The following is a 16,787-nucleotide window of genomic DNA, read 5'->3' on the forward strand; positions in this document are numbered from 1 at the left end:
CGCGCCGCGCTGCTCGCGGCGCTTTTGTCCCTGGCTCTCACCGCATGCGGTGGTGGCGAAGATGGCAGCACCCTCGCTCCCCAGGCCGTCAAGGCAACCATGCAGGCGGCACCAGCCGGCGACGCGGCAGCGTCGAAGCAGGGCATGCACTGCGCACCCTGACACACCCGCGACCCTTCCTCTATCGTCCGCTCCTACCATTCCCCCGATCATGACCAAAATCGATCGACGCACCTTCCTCTCCGGCGCCGTCAAAAGCGCTGCCGCTGCTTCGGTTCTGTCGATGCTGCCGCCCAGCATCGCGCGCGCACTCGCCGTTCCCGCTGCGGTCAATACCGGCACGATCCAGGACGTGCAGCACGTGGTGATCCTGATGCAGGAAAACCGCGCCCTGGACCATTACTTCGGCGCCATGCGCGGCGTGCGCGGCTTCGGCGACCGCTTCCCGGTGCCGGTGCCGTCAGGCAAGCCGGTGTGGTTCCAATCGAACGGCGCGCGCGAGATCACGCCGTTCCACCTCGACAGCGCGACCGTCAACGCGCTGCGCGTCTCCGGCACGCCGCACAGCTTCATGGATGCGCAGAATGCGTGGAACCAGGGCCGTTTCGGCTTCTGGGCCAAGTACAAGAACGACCATTCGATGGGCTACTACCGTCGTGAAGACATTCCGTTCCAGTACGCGCTGGCCGAGGCCTTCACGCTTTGCGACGCCTACCACTGCAGCCACGCCGGCGGCACCGACCCGAACCGCATCACCTTCATGTCGGGCTCCAACTACAACCCCGCGCTGCGCGAGGCGGGGCGCAACTGCACGCTTGACGATGCGGAGGTCAATAACCTGCGCTGCAGCGTGAGCGGCAAGCTGCCCACGCCGGGCTACACCTACAAGGGTTCCGCCTTCCATTGGGCCACGCTGCCGGAACTGCTGCAGGCAAAGGGCGTGAGCTGGCGCATCTACCAGAACCCCAACGCCAACTGGGGCGGCCTGCTGCATGGCGGGCTCGCCTTCAAGAGCTTCCGTGAAGCGCAGCCGGGCAATCCGCTCTATGACAACGGCATGAGCAGCTGGACCATCGAGCAGCTGGCCGCGCATGTGCGGGACGACACGCTGCCGGCCGTGAGCTGGATCCTGCCGACGCCGGCGCAGTCCGAACATCCGGGCGGCCCGTCGAGCGCAACCGAAGGCGCGGACTTCATCAACACGGTGCTGACGGCGCTGACCGCCAACCCGGAGGTCTGGAGCAAGACCGTGTTCTTCATCACCTTCGATGAGAATGACGGCTTCTTCGACCATATGCCGCCGGCCGCGGTGCCGTCCTACGACGCCAATTGCGTCCTGCACGGCAAGTCGACCGTCGACGTCATCGGCGAATACTTCGACACCGCCGGCAATACGGCGCTCGACGGCACCACCACCAGCGGCGAGACCATCCGCCTGCGCCCGTACGGGTTCGGCCCGCGCGTGCCGATGTATGTGATCTCGCCGTGGACGCGCGGCGGCTGGATCAACTCGCAGGTGTTCGACCACACCTCGATGGGGCGCTTCCTGGAACAGCGCTTCGGCATCACGGTGCCCGCCATCAGCCCGTGGCACCGCGCGGTGGCCGGCGACCTGACCTCCGTCTTCGATTTCAGGACGCCGAATGACCAGGTGTTTCCGACGCTGCCGGATACCAGCAACTACAAGCAGGTGATCGCGGAACAGCTGGCGAAACCCAAGGCGGCGGCACCGGCCGTGCCGGCGTCGCTGTTCCAGGAGACTGGCACCAAGTATTCGCGCGCGCTGCCCTATGTCCTCCATGCGAGTGCGCTGGCCGAGCCCACCATCGGCAAGCTGAAGCTGATCTTCAGCAATACGGGGGAGCAGGGCGCGGTCTTCCATGTCTACGACCGGCTCCATCTGGACCAGATTCCGCGCCGCTACACGGTCGAGCCCGGCAAGATGCTGGACGATGAATGGGATGCGCGCGCCACGGACAACGGACGCTATGACCTGGCGGTCTACGGGCCTAACGGCTTCGTGCGCATGTTCAAGGGCCAGTTGCCCGCGGACGCCATGGCCGATGCCCCTGAGGTCCGCGTCTGCTACGACCTGGGCAAGGGCAGCGTCTACCTGTCGGCGCGCAACGACGGCAAGGGCGCAGTCAACGGTGGCGGCAAGCCGCTGACGCTGGTGGTGACGCCCAATGCTTATCGTAACGACGGTCCGTGGCAACTCCATATCACGGCCGGCGCCGAGGTGGAGCACCACTGGCCGCTGCAGGAGAGCGGCAACTGGTACGACTTCACGGTCACGGAAGCCGAAAGCGGACTCGAACGCCGCTTCGCCGGTCGCCTGGAGACCGGCCAGCATGGCGTGACGGACCCGGCGATGGCAACCGGGCTGGGCTGAGCGTCTGGTCGCCGCGGTCCGGCCGGAATGCGTGCCGGACCGCAGCTTTGTGCGGTGATGGCACAAAGCCTCGAAGCTCCCGATCTCGATGCGGATCTGCGGCTTGCACCGCTCGACCATCGGGAAGATGCAAACAGCGCGAGACCAACTGGCTCGCGCCGTTTGCTTTTCAGCGCTGCTCATCCGTGCGCGGGACAGCAGCGCTCCCTCGTCAGACCAGCGCCTGCAGGCGGTTGGCGCTCTCGTCCAGTTGCTGCTTGAGCGGCAAGAGCAGGGCGTGGAGGCCGATGCCCTGGGGGATGGTGTCGCTCTGCAGGTCCAGCAAGGTCAGGAAGGACTGAAGACCGACGCTGACACGCAGGATGTCGTCGGTGACTTCAAGGATGTGGTCCTCCAGGGGGACGGCCTTGCTGGGCGGGGGGGCGGCTTTGCGTGGTGACGAGCCTGGGCGCGGTCGATTTTGGCCAGGTTCTCGGCTAGTTGGGCTTGCTTTTGGGCGAGGGTGGGCTCTTGGGGAGCCGGGGTGTTGCTTTGCATGATTACCTCCAAGTGAGTGATGGAGGCTCGCAGTCCGCTGCTAACCGGGGGGCGAGCACAGGGCCGGGTTAGTCAGTATGACTCCCCTGGAGCAAGGAGGGCTGGCCCGCCGCGAGGAATCAAACGCTCGCACATGACCGGTCAACGAAGCTGGCCGATTGGAAACGAATTTTGACATACTGGCCAGGTATGCAGGTCAGAGGGCGACTGCAAGTTTGTCCGGAACGTTACCGAACCCGTGTTCTGGCGGAGGTCGCTTGTCGGCCATAAGCCGTCCTTCCCATCGCGGTGGCGCTGCCGCTCGAGCGACTGTTCTGCTCAAACAAGGGACGTTGATGCGAGATGTTTCCCGGGCTAGGCGACCAGCCTCATCACCCACACCGAGGCCGCATTGAACTTCCCGGGTCATCAAGGACGAGTTCGACGCCTTCCTCGAGCCTGGCGCACGGGCTCCTGATGCATGCGCTGCGGCGAATGCGGGCAAGAAAAGCTGCTGGCCTCCAACTGCAAGCGCCGACGGTTTTGCACCTCAGGCGGTGCTCGTCGGATGTCGTAGACCGCAGCATACCTTGTCGATCACGTCATCCCACACGTGCCGGGGCGGGTGTTGTCGCTGCCCACCCCGCTGCGCTTGCTGCTGGCCGCGAAGCCCGAGCTGGTCACGCCGGTGCTGCAGGTGGCGCAACGTGTACTGATGCGCCATCTATTGAGCGGACAACGTGACGGCCAACACCCACTTGCTCGCAGCCTTCGCCCGCAGAGGGCCCAATCTTCCGCCCGGGGATCACTACGCACGTTTGAAGATGACGTTCTCCGAGAACCACTTTGTACTGCTCTCCGGATGCGCTAGGTCGCCAGTAAAACCCTCAAGTACCCCTTGACCGGCTGGGAAGCCTTTGCCCTTAAATGACCCGATGTACCTTCCATCTGAGCCATTTTTCCAGAGGATGGATAGGTGAAACTCGTTATCTGTTACGAAACCTTCGAGGCGAGAGCTTACGTGACTGCCATCGGAAGTTTCCGCCGAGCCTGCAATCCTATCCTCGTTCTGCGTCAGGAAGACGTGGACACGAAAGCCATTGCCCTGAACAATATCCCAATTGCTTCCAACTTGCCAATTCGCCATGGTAAGACTCCCTGTGGAAAATGACATCCGGTCGACGAGGACAGTGACTTTAGTCTGAATGGCACTTGCTAAAGCCCATTTCGCCTGAAAAAGCGACATCAAACGCTGCCCAGAATCGCGGACCGAGCAGGTCATTTCGAGCAAAACGTACAAGAACACAAAACTCGACCCTTGACTGGACTTTCTGCCCGTTGTGAAGGGGCTTGAGCGGCAAAGTCAATGCCATTTCGCTTAAGTCCACATTTACTCTAGCCCAGCAAATTGGAAGGGTCAATGCACCAACCAGGGCGGCGGTGAGCTCGGTCCTTGAGGAAGAAGTAGCGGCCTTCGTGGTGGCTACTTGCTGTCGACTGACCCGCTTGATTGCTCTCCACAATCGTCTTCATCAGCGACTGCGGCCGTTCGGTCAGGCAGCCCCTCAAGCCGCTTCGGCAGTTTCATTAGTGATACGTTATGGATATCGTTTCAATCTGAAATGAGCAAGATTCACATGACCCTAATTGGGAGCTGTCTATGATGATTTTAATTGAGTAGCTTCCTTCTGAATGCCTCAGCACTTTTCACGCCGAACCCATTACCCATTCAACGGTTAGCCATGAAGCTCATGGACTCTTCGCGTAGTGTGGTGCAGGTGAGCACAGAGGTTGTCGTAACAAGAAAGTGGATGTGGCAGGTCGACATTGCCACTACACGGGCAATGGGTGAGAACGTTTCTGACTTGAAACCGACTGTGCGTGGCTACTGCCTTATTCGTACTGCACGCCTACGACAAAGCTGCTACGGTGCAAGGGTGCTGATATGGCTGCCGACAACCGGGGCGGGAGAGGGCAATCAACCTTGGCAGCCGCCCATCAAATGGCCGTAGAACACTGAAGCTGGCGGCGTGGCCGCATCAGGGCTTTGGCTAGGTGTAGGTGCTGCATTTCCAAATCTAATATTAAGAAACCGCAGCGCCCGACGACGTGCTCGCCTTCTCATTCGCCTCACGCAGAAACGGAGAAGCAAAGTGCCAAACATAACGTCCGACGGTGTTTCAATCCATTACGAGGTCAAGGGCCAAGGTTCGCCTGTGCTTCTTCTGGCAGGACTTGCGGGGATCGGCGCATCGTGGGGCCTCCTAATCGAATTGTTTGCCGAGCATCACCAAGTGATCGTCCCTGACCACCGCGGCACCGGCGCGTCTGAGCACACCGCGCGCGACATGACGATTTCACAACACGCCCGGGACATGGCGCGGGTCATCGAGGCGGTCGGATGCGGGCCGGTCCACGTGGTCGGTTCCTCGACCGGTGGCGCCATCGCGCAACTGCTGGCGATCCATCACCGCGAGCTATTACGCAGCGCAAGCATTGTGTCTTCGATTGCACGGGCGGACGCGTTCTACCGTCGTCAGTTCGACATGCGGCGACGCATGTTGACCGATTCCGGCCTGCGCGCGTCCACCGAGGCCAACGCACTATTCCTCTTTGATCCGAGATTCATGCGCGAGCACCCGGAGCAGGTGCAGGCGTGGGTGAACGCTACGGCGGCTGGCACATTTGAGCGGGAAATCGCCTTTGCCCGGATCGACATGATCGTGGGGCACGACGCATTCGATGAGCTTCCTTCGATCGCGACGCCGACGCTGGTGTTGGTGGGCGAACGCGACTTCTGCGCCCCGCCGTACTTCTCCGCGGAACTTGCAAAGCTGATTCCGGAAGCCGAGTTTGCCATCCTGGACAGTGGTCACTTCATCTTCCTAGAAAAGCCCGAACTACTGCACGACACTGTTGAGGCCTTCATCGCCAAGCACGAAAAATGATGAGCTTAGCTCTCTGCCGGTAGGCGGAAGCCTCCCATTAGAGTGACGCTGCGAGCGGGCCGTTATCTAGCCGCGGCCTGCGACCGGCCGGTTCGGCCGAACTTCGGTCGTCCGCAGATGGGTGCGCGAATGACCGAGACGGATCGGAAGTCGTCTCCGGTGCAAGCCCTGCCACAGGTAGGCCGAGGGCCGAGGTCGGCCATGAGCCGACGTTCGAGCGTCTTGGCTAATGCTATAAAGCGGACACTCGGGTTATCGCACGAGGCCATCACGAACCCAAGCCTGCAAATACTCGTAGGGGGTACTGAAACGCCTTGGCCTCAGATCGCTTCCAACGCCGGAAAGCGTCGTTCCGCGCATGGGGCTAGTCACCGAATCAGCAGAGTGGCCGCGTAGGTCTTCACGAAGAATGCTAGCGTGATGCAGAAGGTAACAAGTAGCGTGATGGCCCGGATAGTCCCCGGCGTCGCCCGGCGCCCGATCCGCGCGCCACTGTATCCACCAATGATCGCCCCCATCAGCATGATTAACGTCTCTGGCCAGCGCACCGCATTGGCCACGATGAAAGCGACCACCGCTACGGCGTTGGCAGCACTGACCAGCAGCGTACGGTCCGCATTGAGGTACTTTAGGTCGCAGTTGTCGAGCAGTCTCCACACCGCGATCATCATGATTCCAACCGCGCCGCCGAAGTAGCCGCCATAGATGCCAAGCACGAACTGGACGGCCAGTACCGCAGACGCGTGAATGTGCCAGCGTGTGCGCATTGCCTCCCCAAAGCGTCGCCCGAACGCCAGGGCAACGGACGCAACCAGAAGCAGCCAGGGCAGAACGAACGTGAACGCCGCGGATGAAGTTCGCAGCAACAGGTAGGCCCCCACCAAGCCGCCACATAGCGTCGCCAGCAGGAGAGCGCGCAGCGCCACGGAGCCGACCGGGCGCAGTCCATCTCGATAGGCCCAAGCACTGGCAAGCCCGCCAGGAAATAGCGCGACCGTGCTGGAAGTATTCGCTTGAACCGGAGGTACGCCCACTGCAATCAGCGCCGGCAAACTGACGAACGAGCCGCCCCCGGCCAGCGCATTCATCGCGCCAGCGAATACTCCCGCAGAGAAGACCAGAATCATTGCATCCATGGACCAATGTTTCCCGTGCCAGCATCCGTCTCCCCAGCTTACGGAAAACTTCGCTTCGCCTGCACAAGCGAAGGCCTCCCTGCATCTCGAATGCAATACTTCTTGTAGAAGTGACCGCAAACCACTACGGCTAACGCTCCAGCCGTGGCGCGCCCAATGCCCACCAATTCAACGATCTCCGCGGCTGAGGGTGCCAGGCCCGTCACGGGGCCGGCGATGCCAGCGGCTTCCCCTTCTCGACCACGTACACGCCAAGAACCCGCGCCGCCGCGCTACTGTTGTTGTGGGCATCATGCACAACGCCGGCAGGCACTACGAATGATTCACCGGCCTTGACCGTGCGCGGCGACTGACCATCGATCAGGAGTTGCACCTCACCTTCCATGACGTAGCTGATCTCGTCGCCGGGATGCGTATGACGCCCGGCATAGGCGCCTGGCGCTACCTCCACGCGCGCGACAACAGCTTCGCGACCTGGTACAGATACATCGGCCCTTCCTACCAAAGTACGGGTAAGGCCCGAACTCTGCGCTAGCGCGCTACCTGCCACCAGTGCCACCGCGCCCAACATGATCAAACTCTTGTAGTGCATGATGTCTCCTTAGACTTTTGTTGGAGTTTCGAAGGTGCCAGCAGGCGACCTGCAGAGTAGTGACGCGATATAGGCGGCAACCCCGCGCACCGTAGACCGGCAGCCATAACTGCGATCGCAAAGACATATACAGTGATTCGCAAACGCGAAGCATGTGTTGGTCCCTCGGGGCGCCTCGAGCCGGCTGAGCCGCCGACTAAAGCGAGTCTTTTGCCAGCGCCTCTCGTTGTATGTACGAGAACGAACGGAGTAGGCAAGCGTGACAATCCAAATGGCGCCGCTAAGACGTCCCACGACCCGACGACGACTCGCCGAGAAAGAGGCGAGACCAAGGCATTGAACTCGTGCCGCACGGTCTCCAGGCGCTACTCATTTAGCGACATAGCGACATAGCGACATAGCGACTGCGCACCGCCTGCCCGCTCTGCTGCCTCCATTCGGCCTTTTTCCAGCCGATACCGATTTTTCGGCCTAATATGCCACGAAGCGCCTGAAGGGCCGATGCCTGTGCCCCGTCAATGGCAAGTGCTATGCGCAAAGTGGGAGCCATCATGCGAGCCGCCTGGTACACCAAAAACGGCGAAGCCCGTGGAGTTCTGGTAACTGGAGAGCTGCCAACTCCGACCCCAGGCCCCGGGGAGGTCCGTGTCAGAGTCGCCACATCAGGGGTGAACCCGTCCGACGTGAAGTCCCGGCGCAGTCGTCCCCTGACCAGCGACCGAATCATCCCGCACAGTGACGGCGCCGGTGTCATCGAGGCATTGGGTGCGGAAGTGTCTGCTGCCCGGCTCGGTGAGCGGGTCTGGATTTGGAACGGGCAGTGGCAACGTCCGCTTGGAACGGCCGCCGAGTATATCGTCTTGCCCGCGACGCAGGCCGTCAAATTGCCAGACAACACAGACCTTCCCTGAAGGACGTGTAGAAGGCTACTTCGTGTCATGCTGGACCGGGAAAAGCAACGTGCCTTCGCTTCTGGCGCTGCTGATCGGATTCACGTTCTCAATGGCCGTAAGTCGATAAGACCCGCACAAGAACGGAGTCCGCAAGACGGAAGAGGTTGGCAGCCATAGCGCTGCTGCGCCCTAGTGAAAACGAACGAACGCTACCGGACTGTCTACTGCCATTTGGGTTGGCTACCTTGACCGTCGCAGACGGGTCGACAAGAGACCTTCGTTCACCTTAGATAACGGGACGCCTCACGCTGGGTCAGTTCCTTGTCACCGGAATCGAGGTGGTCGCGGTCTGGGCGCTGTTCGACCGCTTCGGCGACGTGCAGGGCTGGCGCATCGGCGAAGTGGCGCTGTTCTACGGGCTGGTGAACTGCATGTTCGCCATCGCCGATGCCATCGGGCGCGGTTTCGACGTGCTGGGCAGACCTTTTTGCGTACCGGCGAATTCGACGGGTTTCGTTTTTCTCCTGGCGGCCATCGGCGCATGGCGTACCGGGCTGCGCCACTACACGTCGACTGGCAGCTAGCTGGTCACGGTCTGGGCCGATATTGAGCGTCAGCCTTCGCGGTGGCGCAGATTGACGACCGCGAGAGGGACTCCGCTGACATCTGACGGCCGGCGAACACCATGTCTGTGTGGCCGCCTTCGACCATGCACGTATTTGTCTGGAAGCGAACAGAGCATGTCTGACGAGGGCTAGTACCGTTGGGATCGGCGGGTGGGCTGCATGGCAAGCCCTGTCGCCGATGACGCGACGAGGCAAGGCTCAGGGCAGTTGCCTGCGTCATAAGGCGGGGCGGCGTGTGCCGTGGGCGCTACCGCTTCTGCGCAGCCATGGCGCGCTGGGGATGCCGTGTCAAATTTCTATGATCTTTCGGGGAAGGCAGCGCTGGTGACCGGCGGTGCAAAGGGGCTCGGCCGGGCGATCGTTGCGCAACTGATCGACAGTGGCGCGCGTGTGCATGCTTGGGATATCGTGCCGTTCCAGATGGAAGGTGCCAGCACTGAGGTCGTCGATGTCTCCGATGCCGGGCAGGTGGGGCTGGCGCTGGCGCGACTGGTCGATGCGGGATATCGCTTCGACATCCTGGTCAACGCTGCCGGCTACCTTGGCCCGATGCAGCCATTCGAGAATCACGAGGCTTCACAATGGCATCGCATCATCGCCGTGAATCTCCTGGGGACCATGTACGTCGTGCAGGCGATGTTGCCGCACATGTTGCGCTGGGGAGGCGGCCGTATCATCAATATGGGCTCGCTGGCCGGCAAGGAGGGGCTGGCCGGGCTGGCTGCATACTCCGCGGCCAGCGGCGGCGTGGTCGTTCTAACCAAAGCAATCGGCCGCGAACTGGTGAAGCGCAACATCTACGTTAATTGCGTGGCGCCCGGGCCCATGGATACCGACATGATTCACGGGCTCGGCAGCCACGAGGTGGCGGCCATGGTTGCTGATAGCCCGGCCGGGCGCCTGGGCGATCCGGCCGAGGCTGCGCACCTGGTAGCGTGGCTATGTTCGGACGCCAGCCGCTTTAATGCAGGCGCTGTCTTTGACATGTCCGGTGGGCGGGCGCGATTTTAAGGAAGTGCGGATCTTCGGTTGGCATGCCGTGAGATCGATTCGATAATCCGCTCCGACCCGGGCGTCTACGGCTTGATCTTCCGCGAATCGCAGCACGCGACACAGACGGCATTCGAGCCAAGCTTCGTGGCGCGAACGGCTGCCGTCTTGCCCGGCTATGGGCATTCGGCGGGCGGCCTGACATAGTAGTTCCCCCGCAAAAACCGGGACCGCTGATTGGCGGTTCGCCAATCTCCATGGTTGGCATTGCGCTGCGCCGGGCTGATAATCACGACAGTGATCTTGGGAGGATGCATAACGACGAGGGCTGAGGAGGGGGACAGCCAGGTCCTGGCTGGATGCGGCGTTTGCTGGCGCGTACCAGCACGCCTGGGCCGCCCTTCAGGATCCCTCGCCATTGCTACCTGCCGCATCGCAACGACATATTGCCCGGACTCCGCTGCTGCGCCTGACTGGCACCCGCCGGCGGTCTTCCTGTCCCAGTTTTCCAGGAGCTAGCCATGAATGATCCACAGAAATCCCCGTTGACCATTGCCGAGGGTTGGCCGGCGCCACCGGACCGCACCGGCGTGACTGACGACGCCCGCGTCGAAGACATCATTCCGCTGCCTCCGCCTGAACACCTGATCCGTTTCTTCCCGATCCGGGGCACGCCGGTCGAATCCCTGGTCACCCAGACGCGCCAGCGAATCTCGCGCATTCTGCACGGCAAGGATGACCGGCTGCTTGTGATCATGGGACCTTGCTCGATCCACGACCCGCAGGCGGCACTCGAGTACGCACGGCGGTTGATGGAGCAGCGGCAGCGCTACGCCGGGTCGCTGGAGATCGTGATGCGTGTGTACTTCGAGAAGCCGCGTACCACGGTGGGCTGGAAAGGACTGATCAACGACCCCTACCTGGACGAAAGCTATCGCATCGATGAGGGCCTGCGCATCGCGCGCAGCCTGCTGGTTGATATCAATCGCCTCGGTTTGCCGGCGGCCGGTGAGTTCCTGGACGTGATCTCGCCCCAGTACATAGGTGACCTGATCTGCTGGGGCGCGATTGGTGCCCGCACCACCGAGAGCCAGGTGCACCGCGAGCTGGCTTCGGGCATTTCAGCACCGATTGGCTTCAAGAACGGCACTGACGGCAACATCAAGATTGCCATCGACGCTATCCAGGCCGCATCGCGTCCACATCACTTCCTGGGAGTGCACAAGAACGGGCAGGTGGCGACGGTGCATACCAAGGGCAACCCGGACTGCCACGTCATTCTCCGCGGCGGCAAGGCCCCGAACTACGATGCGGATTCCGTGGCGGCCGCCTGCAGGGAACTGGAAGCGGCCGGGCTCGGTAACTCGCTGATGGTGGATTGCAGCCATGCCAACAGCAGTAAGCAACACCTGCGGCAGGTCGATGTCGCGCGGGACGTGGCGCAACAGATCAGCGGCGGCAGTGACTCCATTTTCGGGGTGATGGTCGAGAGCCATCTGGTCCCCGGCGCGCAGAAGTTCACCCCGGGCGTGCACAGTCCGTCGGCGTTGTCATACGGACAGAGCATCACGGACGCCTGCATCGGATGGGACGACTCGGTGGCAGTGCTGGACATGCTTAGTGAGGCGGTCAACCTGCGCCGCAGGTTGGCTTTGTAGCCATAGGAAAAGACGTCAGGACACTTCATGCCTCCAGTATTCGCATCAGAACCGGTGGCGAACGCCCATCACGGCACCCGCCTGGTTCTTGCCCGGCTGTACGTTGAAGACGGCCGACGTGCCGCTGCCGCTGTTGAAGCCGTTGACGCCCAGTGCCGAATTATCCTTGTTTAGCGCGTAGGAGACTGACGCGTAGAGGTCGGTGCGCTTGCTGAGCAAATAGTCGCCGGTCAGCACGAACTGCCACGGGTCAGATCCAGTCTGCCGGAAGTCCTGGTAGTAGGCCGTGCCGGTCAGGGAAAACGCCTGCGTCAGCTTGTAAGCCAGGCCCAGCCAGTAAAGGTTCGAGCCGGCGTTGGCCTCCTGGGCGCCCGGCAGCATGGCCCCATCATAGGCCTTCGCCAGGCGGTAGCCCACATATACCTTGACATCACTCACCGCATACGTGCCGGCCACGGAAACGCGTCGCAGGACCGGCGCCTGGTTTGAGGGCGTGCCGACGTGCGCATCGTCATAGGCCACGCCGAGCGCGAAGGGGCCGGAGGCATAGTTGACGAACGCGCCGAAATTGCGCCCGAATACGTTGCTGCCCGCCACTTCGCTGCCATTAGCCTGGAAGGAGTAGAAAGCCTGTGCAGTGAGTCTCCCGAACTTTCCGACATATTTGACGGCATTGTCTGCGCGCGCTCCAAATTCTGGTGCAATCGAGAGGATGCCGTAGCGGTCAGCAATCGCATTAGGATCGTAGATATTGCCGAATTCGCGCATGGCGGTCTGCTGCCGCCCGAACAGCAGTGAGCCATAGTGGCTATCCAGCCCCACATAGGCGCCGCGGCCGAACAGACGCCCGCCCTGGGCCGAATTGCCGGTATCGATGTCGAAGCCGCTTTCCAGATAAAAGACCGCCTTCAGCCCGCTGCCCAGATCCTCCACGCCACGCAGACCCCAACGCGAGCCAGACTGGTTCCCGGAAACCAGTCGCACGACACTGTCACCGTTGCGCCCAGCATTGTTGTTGAACTCGATACCAGCGTCGGCGATACCGAACAGCGTCACGCCGGACTGGGCAGACACGGCATTGGCTGCGACGGATGCGGCAACGACCGCAAGAATCTTTTTCATCTGACCTCTCATTTTGCTCATGGCAGACGTGCATGGCACTGCCATGCAGTGCCCGCAGATTAACCAACTACCGGCGGCCAATGCTTGCATACCCCGTCCATGCCGCGCGTAGCCACGGAACAAGCGTACATATCGACACAGGTCATTCCGCGGCACACGCACTTTGAAGCTGAATTGTATTGCTGTGTATCTGGATACGATGGACTATTGAGCGATGCTTTGTGCGAATGCCCACCGAATACGCTGTGATGGAAGGGAACGTGATCTGCGGCCTCACAAGAAGCTGTTGCGAAATCAGTTCATGCAGTGCTTTAGCCTGCTCCGGCAAATCAGTGAACAGGCAAGGGACAGGGAGGGTTCGAGGACATCGACATATCGTTCGTATCGAAGCTCTAGGCGTCTGAACGAGTGGAGCCAGTCGAGCGCTCCACGCTGATCCGCTATTCAGGAATTTGTAGCAAAAAGGCACCCGTAGCCGGGGGACTAGCGGGGCGCTCAAGGCATTGCAGGCTGGATTGGAGCCTGCCTCCCGGAGTGTGCAGATGGGCACCCACACGCGATGTTCGCTTGCGCACGCATTGCGGACGAGTGATTGTATTTTCGTGATGTCGGAACAATCGTAAGCGCCGGCGGGCCGCTCGACCGCTCGAAGCTTATCGATGTCATGTCTAGGTACGGGCTGGTGCCGGCGCCACCACCACAATGAAAACTGGGCGTCGATTTTTCGGGAGACTCATCTGACTGCTCAGGGTCGACAAGAGGCCTTCGTTCACCCCGCAAGTCGCCATCCCAAAAAAAACGTGGCGAGCCTGGTAGCTCGCCACGTTTATACCCGGGCTTGTATCGCGGTCTGCAACCTCAATCCAGCGTAATTTTCCCCGCCTTAACAATCTCCCCGTAGCGCGTGGTATCGCGCTCGATCAGCTTGCGGAATTCTTCAGAAGTACCGCCCACCGGCACAAAACCGAGATCGGTCAGCTTCTTCGCGACCTCCGGGCTGCGCGTGGCCGCGGCGATTTCCCTGGCCATGCGGGCCACGATCGGTTGGGGCGTGCCGGCAGGCGCCATCAGCCCGGTCCAGGAACTCATCACGAAGCCGGGAAAACCTGCTTCTTCCATGGTCGGGATGTTGGGCTCGCCTGGCCAGCGCTTGGCGGAGGCCACGGCCAGCACATTGATCTTGCCCGATTTCACATGCGGCATCGGCACCAGCAGCGGGTCGAAGGCGACCGAGACTTCGCCGGACACCAGCGCGGGCAGGATCGGCGCGCTGCCGTTGTACGGCACGTGGGTCAGCTTGAGCTTCGATTCCATCGCCAGTCGCTCGCCCGTCAGGTGCGCGGAGCTGCCGACGCCGCTGGAACCAAAGGTCAGCGTGTCGGGGTGCTTCTTGCCGTAGTCGACCAGTTCGGCGACGGTCTTGACCGGCAGCTTCTTGCTGGAGAACAGGAACAGCGGCAGCTCGGCCATTTCCGCCACCGGCACCAGGTCCGTGGGCTTGTAGCTGAGCTTGGAATACAGCGACATGTTCGCGCTGTAGGCGGCAAGTACCGACACGAAGGTGTAGCCATCCGGCGCCGAGCGCGCGGCCACGCCGACGCCCAGGGTGCTGTTGGCGCCGGGCTTGTTTTCGATGATGATCGGCTGGCCCAGCCGCTGCGAGACTCTTTCGAACACGACGCGCGAGACGGTGTCGGTGGACCCGCCCGGTGTGTAAGGCACGATCACCTTGATCGGCTTGGCCGGCCACGCTTCGGCGGCGAGGGCAGTGGGGGCGGTGTGGGCGGCGGCCAGGCCGGCAATGGCCATGGCGGCGAAACGCGCGCTGCGCGCCACGCGGTGCTTGATGCTGGACTTCAACTACATCTCCTTCTTTGGCTTCTTCGACTATCCCCTGGCGGGGATGCTGCGGCCGGATATTCCGGCCGGCCAATTATGCGGGACGCAGTTTCGAAGAACCGTGGCGGTACCGCCCAAATCGCGGGCGCGGGCCATCCACTGTGCGATAGCCGCACTGGGCGGACCGCTATCGGCGTCAGAATTCGTAGTTGATCGACAGGTCGAAGACCCCGTTGGTCGACTTGCGCGTGATCGGGCTGTCCGCCGCATCGCCGGCCAGTTGCGAGATCGCGATATCGCTGGTGGCAAACCAGTGCTTGTTGAAATACCACACCGCACTGACGCCGAAGCCGTAGGACTTGATGCCGCCGCGCGCATGGTAGGCGGGCCGTCCGGCGCGGGCCTGCGAGTCGCTGACGCCGTACCAGGCGTTCATATAGCGCGAGTCGGCCAGCGTCACGGTGGGGCCGGCAAACCAGAAGAATTTCTCGGAGCTGCCCGGCAGCGGCATATAGGCGCCGATATCGCCGACCCAGCCGTCGCTGCCGCCCAGGCTGCGGCGCGCGTCGATGCGCAGCACCAGCGGGAATTCCTTCGAGACCGCGTATTCAGCGAACAGCTTGCCTTCGGGCGCCGGGTTGATATTGCCCATGCCGTCCAGGTGCGGCGAGTCCTCCTTTGCGCGCCGCCCAAGGTTGTAGGACAGCGCGATCCCCGCGCGCCAGTTCTTGCCCCGCAGCAGGTTCACGCCCAGCCCTTCGCCGATCGAGGCAAAGGCCAGGTCGCGGTAGCGGATATCGATGCTGGGCCCGCCGATGAGGATGTATTCCGACGAGCCGTCGTAGCGCGGCCGCACCATGGCCGCGGCGCCGAGCCGGACTTGCCAGTCGGGGATGGTGTCTTCAAACAGCTTCTGTAACGGGATGCCGGCGGAGAACTGCCATTCCGCCAGCGGTGCCGGGGTCTGGGCGCTGGCCAGGCCCGGGGCCAGGATGGCGCCGGCGGCCAGCAGCAGGGCAATGCACGAGAACGGACGCTTGGGGTAGAGCTCGGTCACGGCAGCCTCCACGCCCGCCAGGCGGGCAGTCAGGTTGCGGGCACGAGGCCCGTGGGCGACATCTTTCCATTGGATGGCGGCCAGCGCAACCACCCGGGGCCTGGGCGGGCCTCAGTCCAGCAGCTTGTCCAGCGTAATCGGCAGGTCCCGTACGCGCCGGCGTCGATGGTGCCGACGTCGGCATTGACCGGCACGTGGTACTCGGCCAGGTTGGCATTGGCAACGCGCTCGGTGACGGGATCCAGCTCGGTCTTCTCATGCAGCGCCATGCCGATGCCCCAGATAATGCCGCCCTTGAGCTGGCTGTGCGCGGTCTTGCGGTTCAGCAGCCGGCCCACGCCGTAGCTGGCGACGATGCGGTGGACGCGGATCTCGCCCAGGTCGGGATCGACGTGGACCTCTGCAAAGACCGCGCCAAACGCGTGCATTGCGTATTGCTTCCGCTCCTTGCCGGGCCTGGCGCTGGCCCGCGCTTCAATCGCGTGGCCGCCTGCGCGGGTGATCGGCGCGGACACGGATTCGCGCTGCGTCGGATCGGATCGGCGTTGCAGCCAGCCGTCGCTGATCTCCACTTCTTTCGCCGGCACGCCCGACAGCGGCGAGGCAGCGGCTGAACCGAACTTGCCTCACCAGCCTGGGCCTCGGCCAGCATGCCCACCGCAGAGCAGATCTGGCCCGGCGTGCAGAAGCCGCACTGCAGCGCGTCGTGCGCCATGAAGGCGGCCTGCATCGGATGCAGCGTGTCGCCGCTGGCAAGGCCTTCGATGGTGGTGATCCGGCGGCCTTCCTGCATCACCGCGAGCGTCAGGCAGGCGTTGATGCGCCGCCCGTCGACCAGCACCGTGCAGGCGCCGCACTGGCCGCGGTCGCAGCCCTTCTTGGCGCCGGTCAGGTGGATCACTTCGCGCAGCGCGTCAAGCAGCGTGCAGCGGGGCTCCAGCTGCAGCGTGCAGGGCTTGCCGTTGATGTGCAGCGTGACAGGGCGGGCGGCGGCGCCGGGGGCAGGGCGGTGCTGCAC

At 62.6% G+C, this 16,787-nt stretch carries 12 protein-coding genes and 4 pseudogenes; 6 read left to right on the forward strand and 10 right to left on the reverse strand.

The window, feature by feature from the left end; genetic code table 11:
* Positions 1-211 precede the first annotated feature (211 nt).
* The gene (locus AC3WQZ_RS33680) at positions 212-2,392 is read left to right on the forward strand and encodes a phosphocholine-specific phospholipase C (protein WP_492302010.1); all 2,181 of its coding nucleotides are present in this window, start codon (positions 212-214) and stop codon (positions 2,390-2,392) included.
* A gap of 211 nt (positions 2,393-2,603) precedes the next feature.
* Here the strand turns inward: AC3WQZ_RS33680 and AC3WQZ_RS33685 are convergent, their stop codons facing one another.
* Positions 2,604-2,789, reverse strand: coding sequence for a DUF1484 family protein (locus tag AC3WQZ_RS33685; RefSeq protein ID WP_412459387.1), 186 nt, complete (start codon positions 2,787-2,789; stop codon positions 2,604-2,606).
* 927 nt (positions 2,790-3,716) lie between these two features.
* On the reverse strand, positions 3,717-4,208 hold the full coding sequence (locus AC3WQZ_RS33690; protein WP_143010660.1) for a hypothetical protein: 492 nt from the start codon (positions 4,206-4,208) through the stop codon (positions 3,717-3,719).
* An 853-nt stretch (positions 4,209-5,061) separates the two neighbouring features.
* Here AC3WQZ_RS33690 and AC3WQZ_RS33695 point away from each other — a divergent pair.
* Entirely contained in the window at positions 5,062-5,856 is a 795-nt protein-coding gene (locus AC3WQZ_RS33695; protein ID WP_010812413.1) for an alpha/beta fold hydrolase, read from the forward strand.
* Between the two features lie 368 nt (positions 5,857-6,224).
* On the opposite strand, the gene AC3WQZ_RS33700 is transcribed toward AC3WQZ_RS33695, so the two are convergent.
* Positions 6,225-6,992 (reverse strand): sulfite exporter TauE/SafE family protein, encoded by a 768-nt coding sequence (locus AC3WQZ_RS33700; RefSeq protein ID WP_010812414.1) that lies wholly within the window; start codon positions 6,990-6,992, stop codon positions 6,225-6,227.
* 202 nt (positions 6,993-7,194) lie between these two features.
* Positions 7,195-7,584: a cupin domain-containing protein gene (locus tag AC3WQZ_RS33705; protein WP_037025501.1), complete on the reverse strand. Its 390-nt coding sequence runs from the start codon at positions 7,582-7,584 to the stop codon at positions 7,195-7,197.
* Between the two features lie 551 nt (positions 7,585-8,135).
* Here AC3WQZ_RS33705 and AC3WQZ_RS33710 point away from each other — a divergent pair.
* The 4 genes and pseudogenes from AC3WQZ_RS33710 (at position 8,136) to AC3WQZ_RS33725 (ending at position 11,751) form a co-directional block, all read left to right on the forward strand.
* Positions 8,136-8,495 (forward strand): alcohol dehydrogenase catalytic domain-containing protein, encoded by a 360-nt coding sequence (locus AC3WQZ_RS33710; protein WP_011616996.1) that lies wholly within the window; start codon positions 8,136-8,138, stop codon positions 8,493-8,495.
* A gap of 284 nt (positions 8,496-8,779) precedes the next feature.
* Positions 8,780-9,069, forward strand: a pseudogene (locus AC3WQZ_RS33715) (hypothetical protein); the annotation flags it as partial.
* Positions 9,070-9,388: 319 nt separating this feature from the next.
* The gene (locus tag AC3WQZ_RS33720) at positions 9,389-10,114 is read left to right on the forward strand and encodes an SDR family NAD(P)-dependent oxidoreductase (RefSeq protein ID WP_037025498.1); all 726 of its coding nucleotides are present in this window, start codon (positions 9,389-9,391) and stop codon (positions 10,112-10,114) included.
* Between the two features lie 500 nt (positions 10,115-10,614).
* A complete protein-coding gene (locus AC3WQZ_RS33725; protein ID WP_439669927.1) occupies positions 10,615-11,751 on the forward strand; it encodes a 3-deoxy-7-phosphoheptulonate synthase in 1,137 nt (378 codons plus the stop codon).
* A gap of 45 nt (positions 11,752-11,796) precedes the next feature.
* On the opposite strand, the gene AC3WQZ_RS33730 is transcribed toward AC3WQZ_RS33725, so the two are convergent.
* The 6 genes and pseudogenes from AC3WQZ_RS33730 to AC3WQZ_RS33755 form a co-directional block, all read right to left on the reverse strand.
* A complete protein-coding gene (locus AC3WQZ_RS33730) occupies positions 11,797-12,873 on the reverse strand; it encodes a porin (RefSeq protein ID WP_492302013.1) in 1,077 nt (358 codons plus the stop codon).
* Between the two features lie 294 nt (positions 12,874-13,167).
* Positions 13,168-13,292 (reverse strand): annotated as a pseudogene (locus tag AC3WQZ_RS33735) (IS5/IS1182 family transposase); the annotation flags it as partial.
* Positions 13,293-13,731: 439 nt separating this feature from the next.
* Entirely contained in the window at positions 13,732-14,733 is a 1,002-nt protein-coding gene (locus AC3WQZ_RS33740; protein WP_010812421.1) for a Bug family tripartite tricarboxylate transporter substrate binding protein, read from the reverse strand.
* A 175-nt stretch (positions 14,734-14,908) separates the two neighbouring features.
* Positions 14,909-15,769, reverse strand: coding sequence for a MipA/OmpV family protein (locus AC3WQZ_RS33745; RefSeq protein WP_492297082.1), 861 nt, complete (start codon positions 15,767-15,769; stop codon positions 14,909-14,911).
* A gap of 111 nt (positions 15,770-15,880) precedes the next feature.
* Positions 15,881-16,374, reverse strand: a pseudogene (locus AC3WQZ_RS33750) (molybdopterin cofactor-binding domain-containing protein); the annotation flags it as partial.
* A gap of 83 nt (positions 16,375-16,457) precedes the next feature.
* Positions 16,458-16,787, reverse strand: a pseudogene (locus AC3WQZ_RS33755) ((2Fe-2S)-binding protein); the annotation flags it as partial.

Source organism: Cupriavidus sp. FW305-26 (assembly GCF_058787975.1).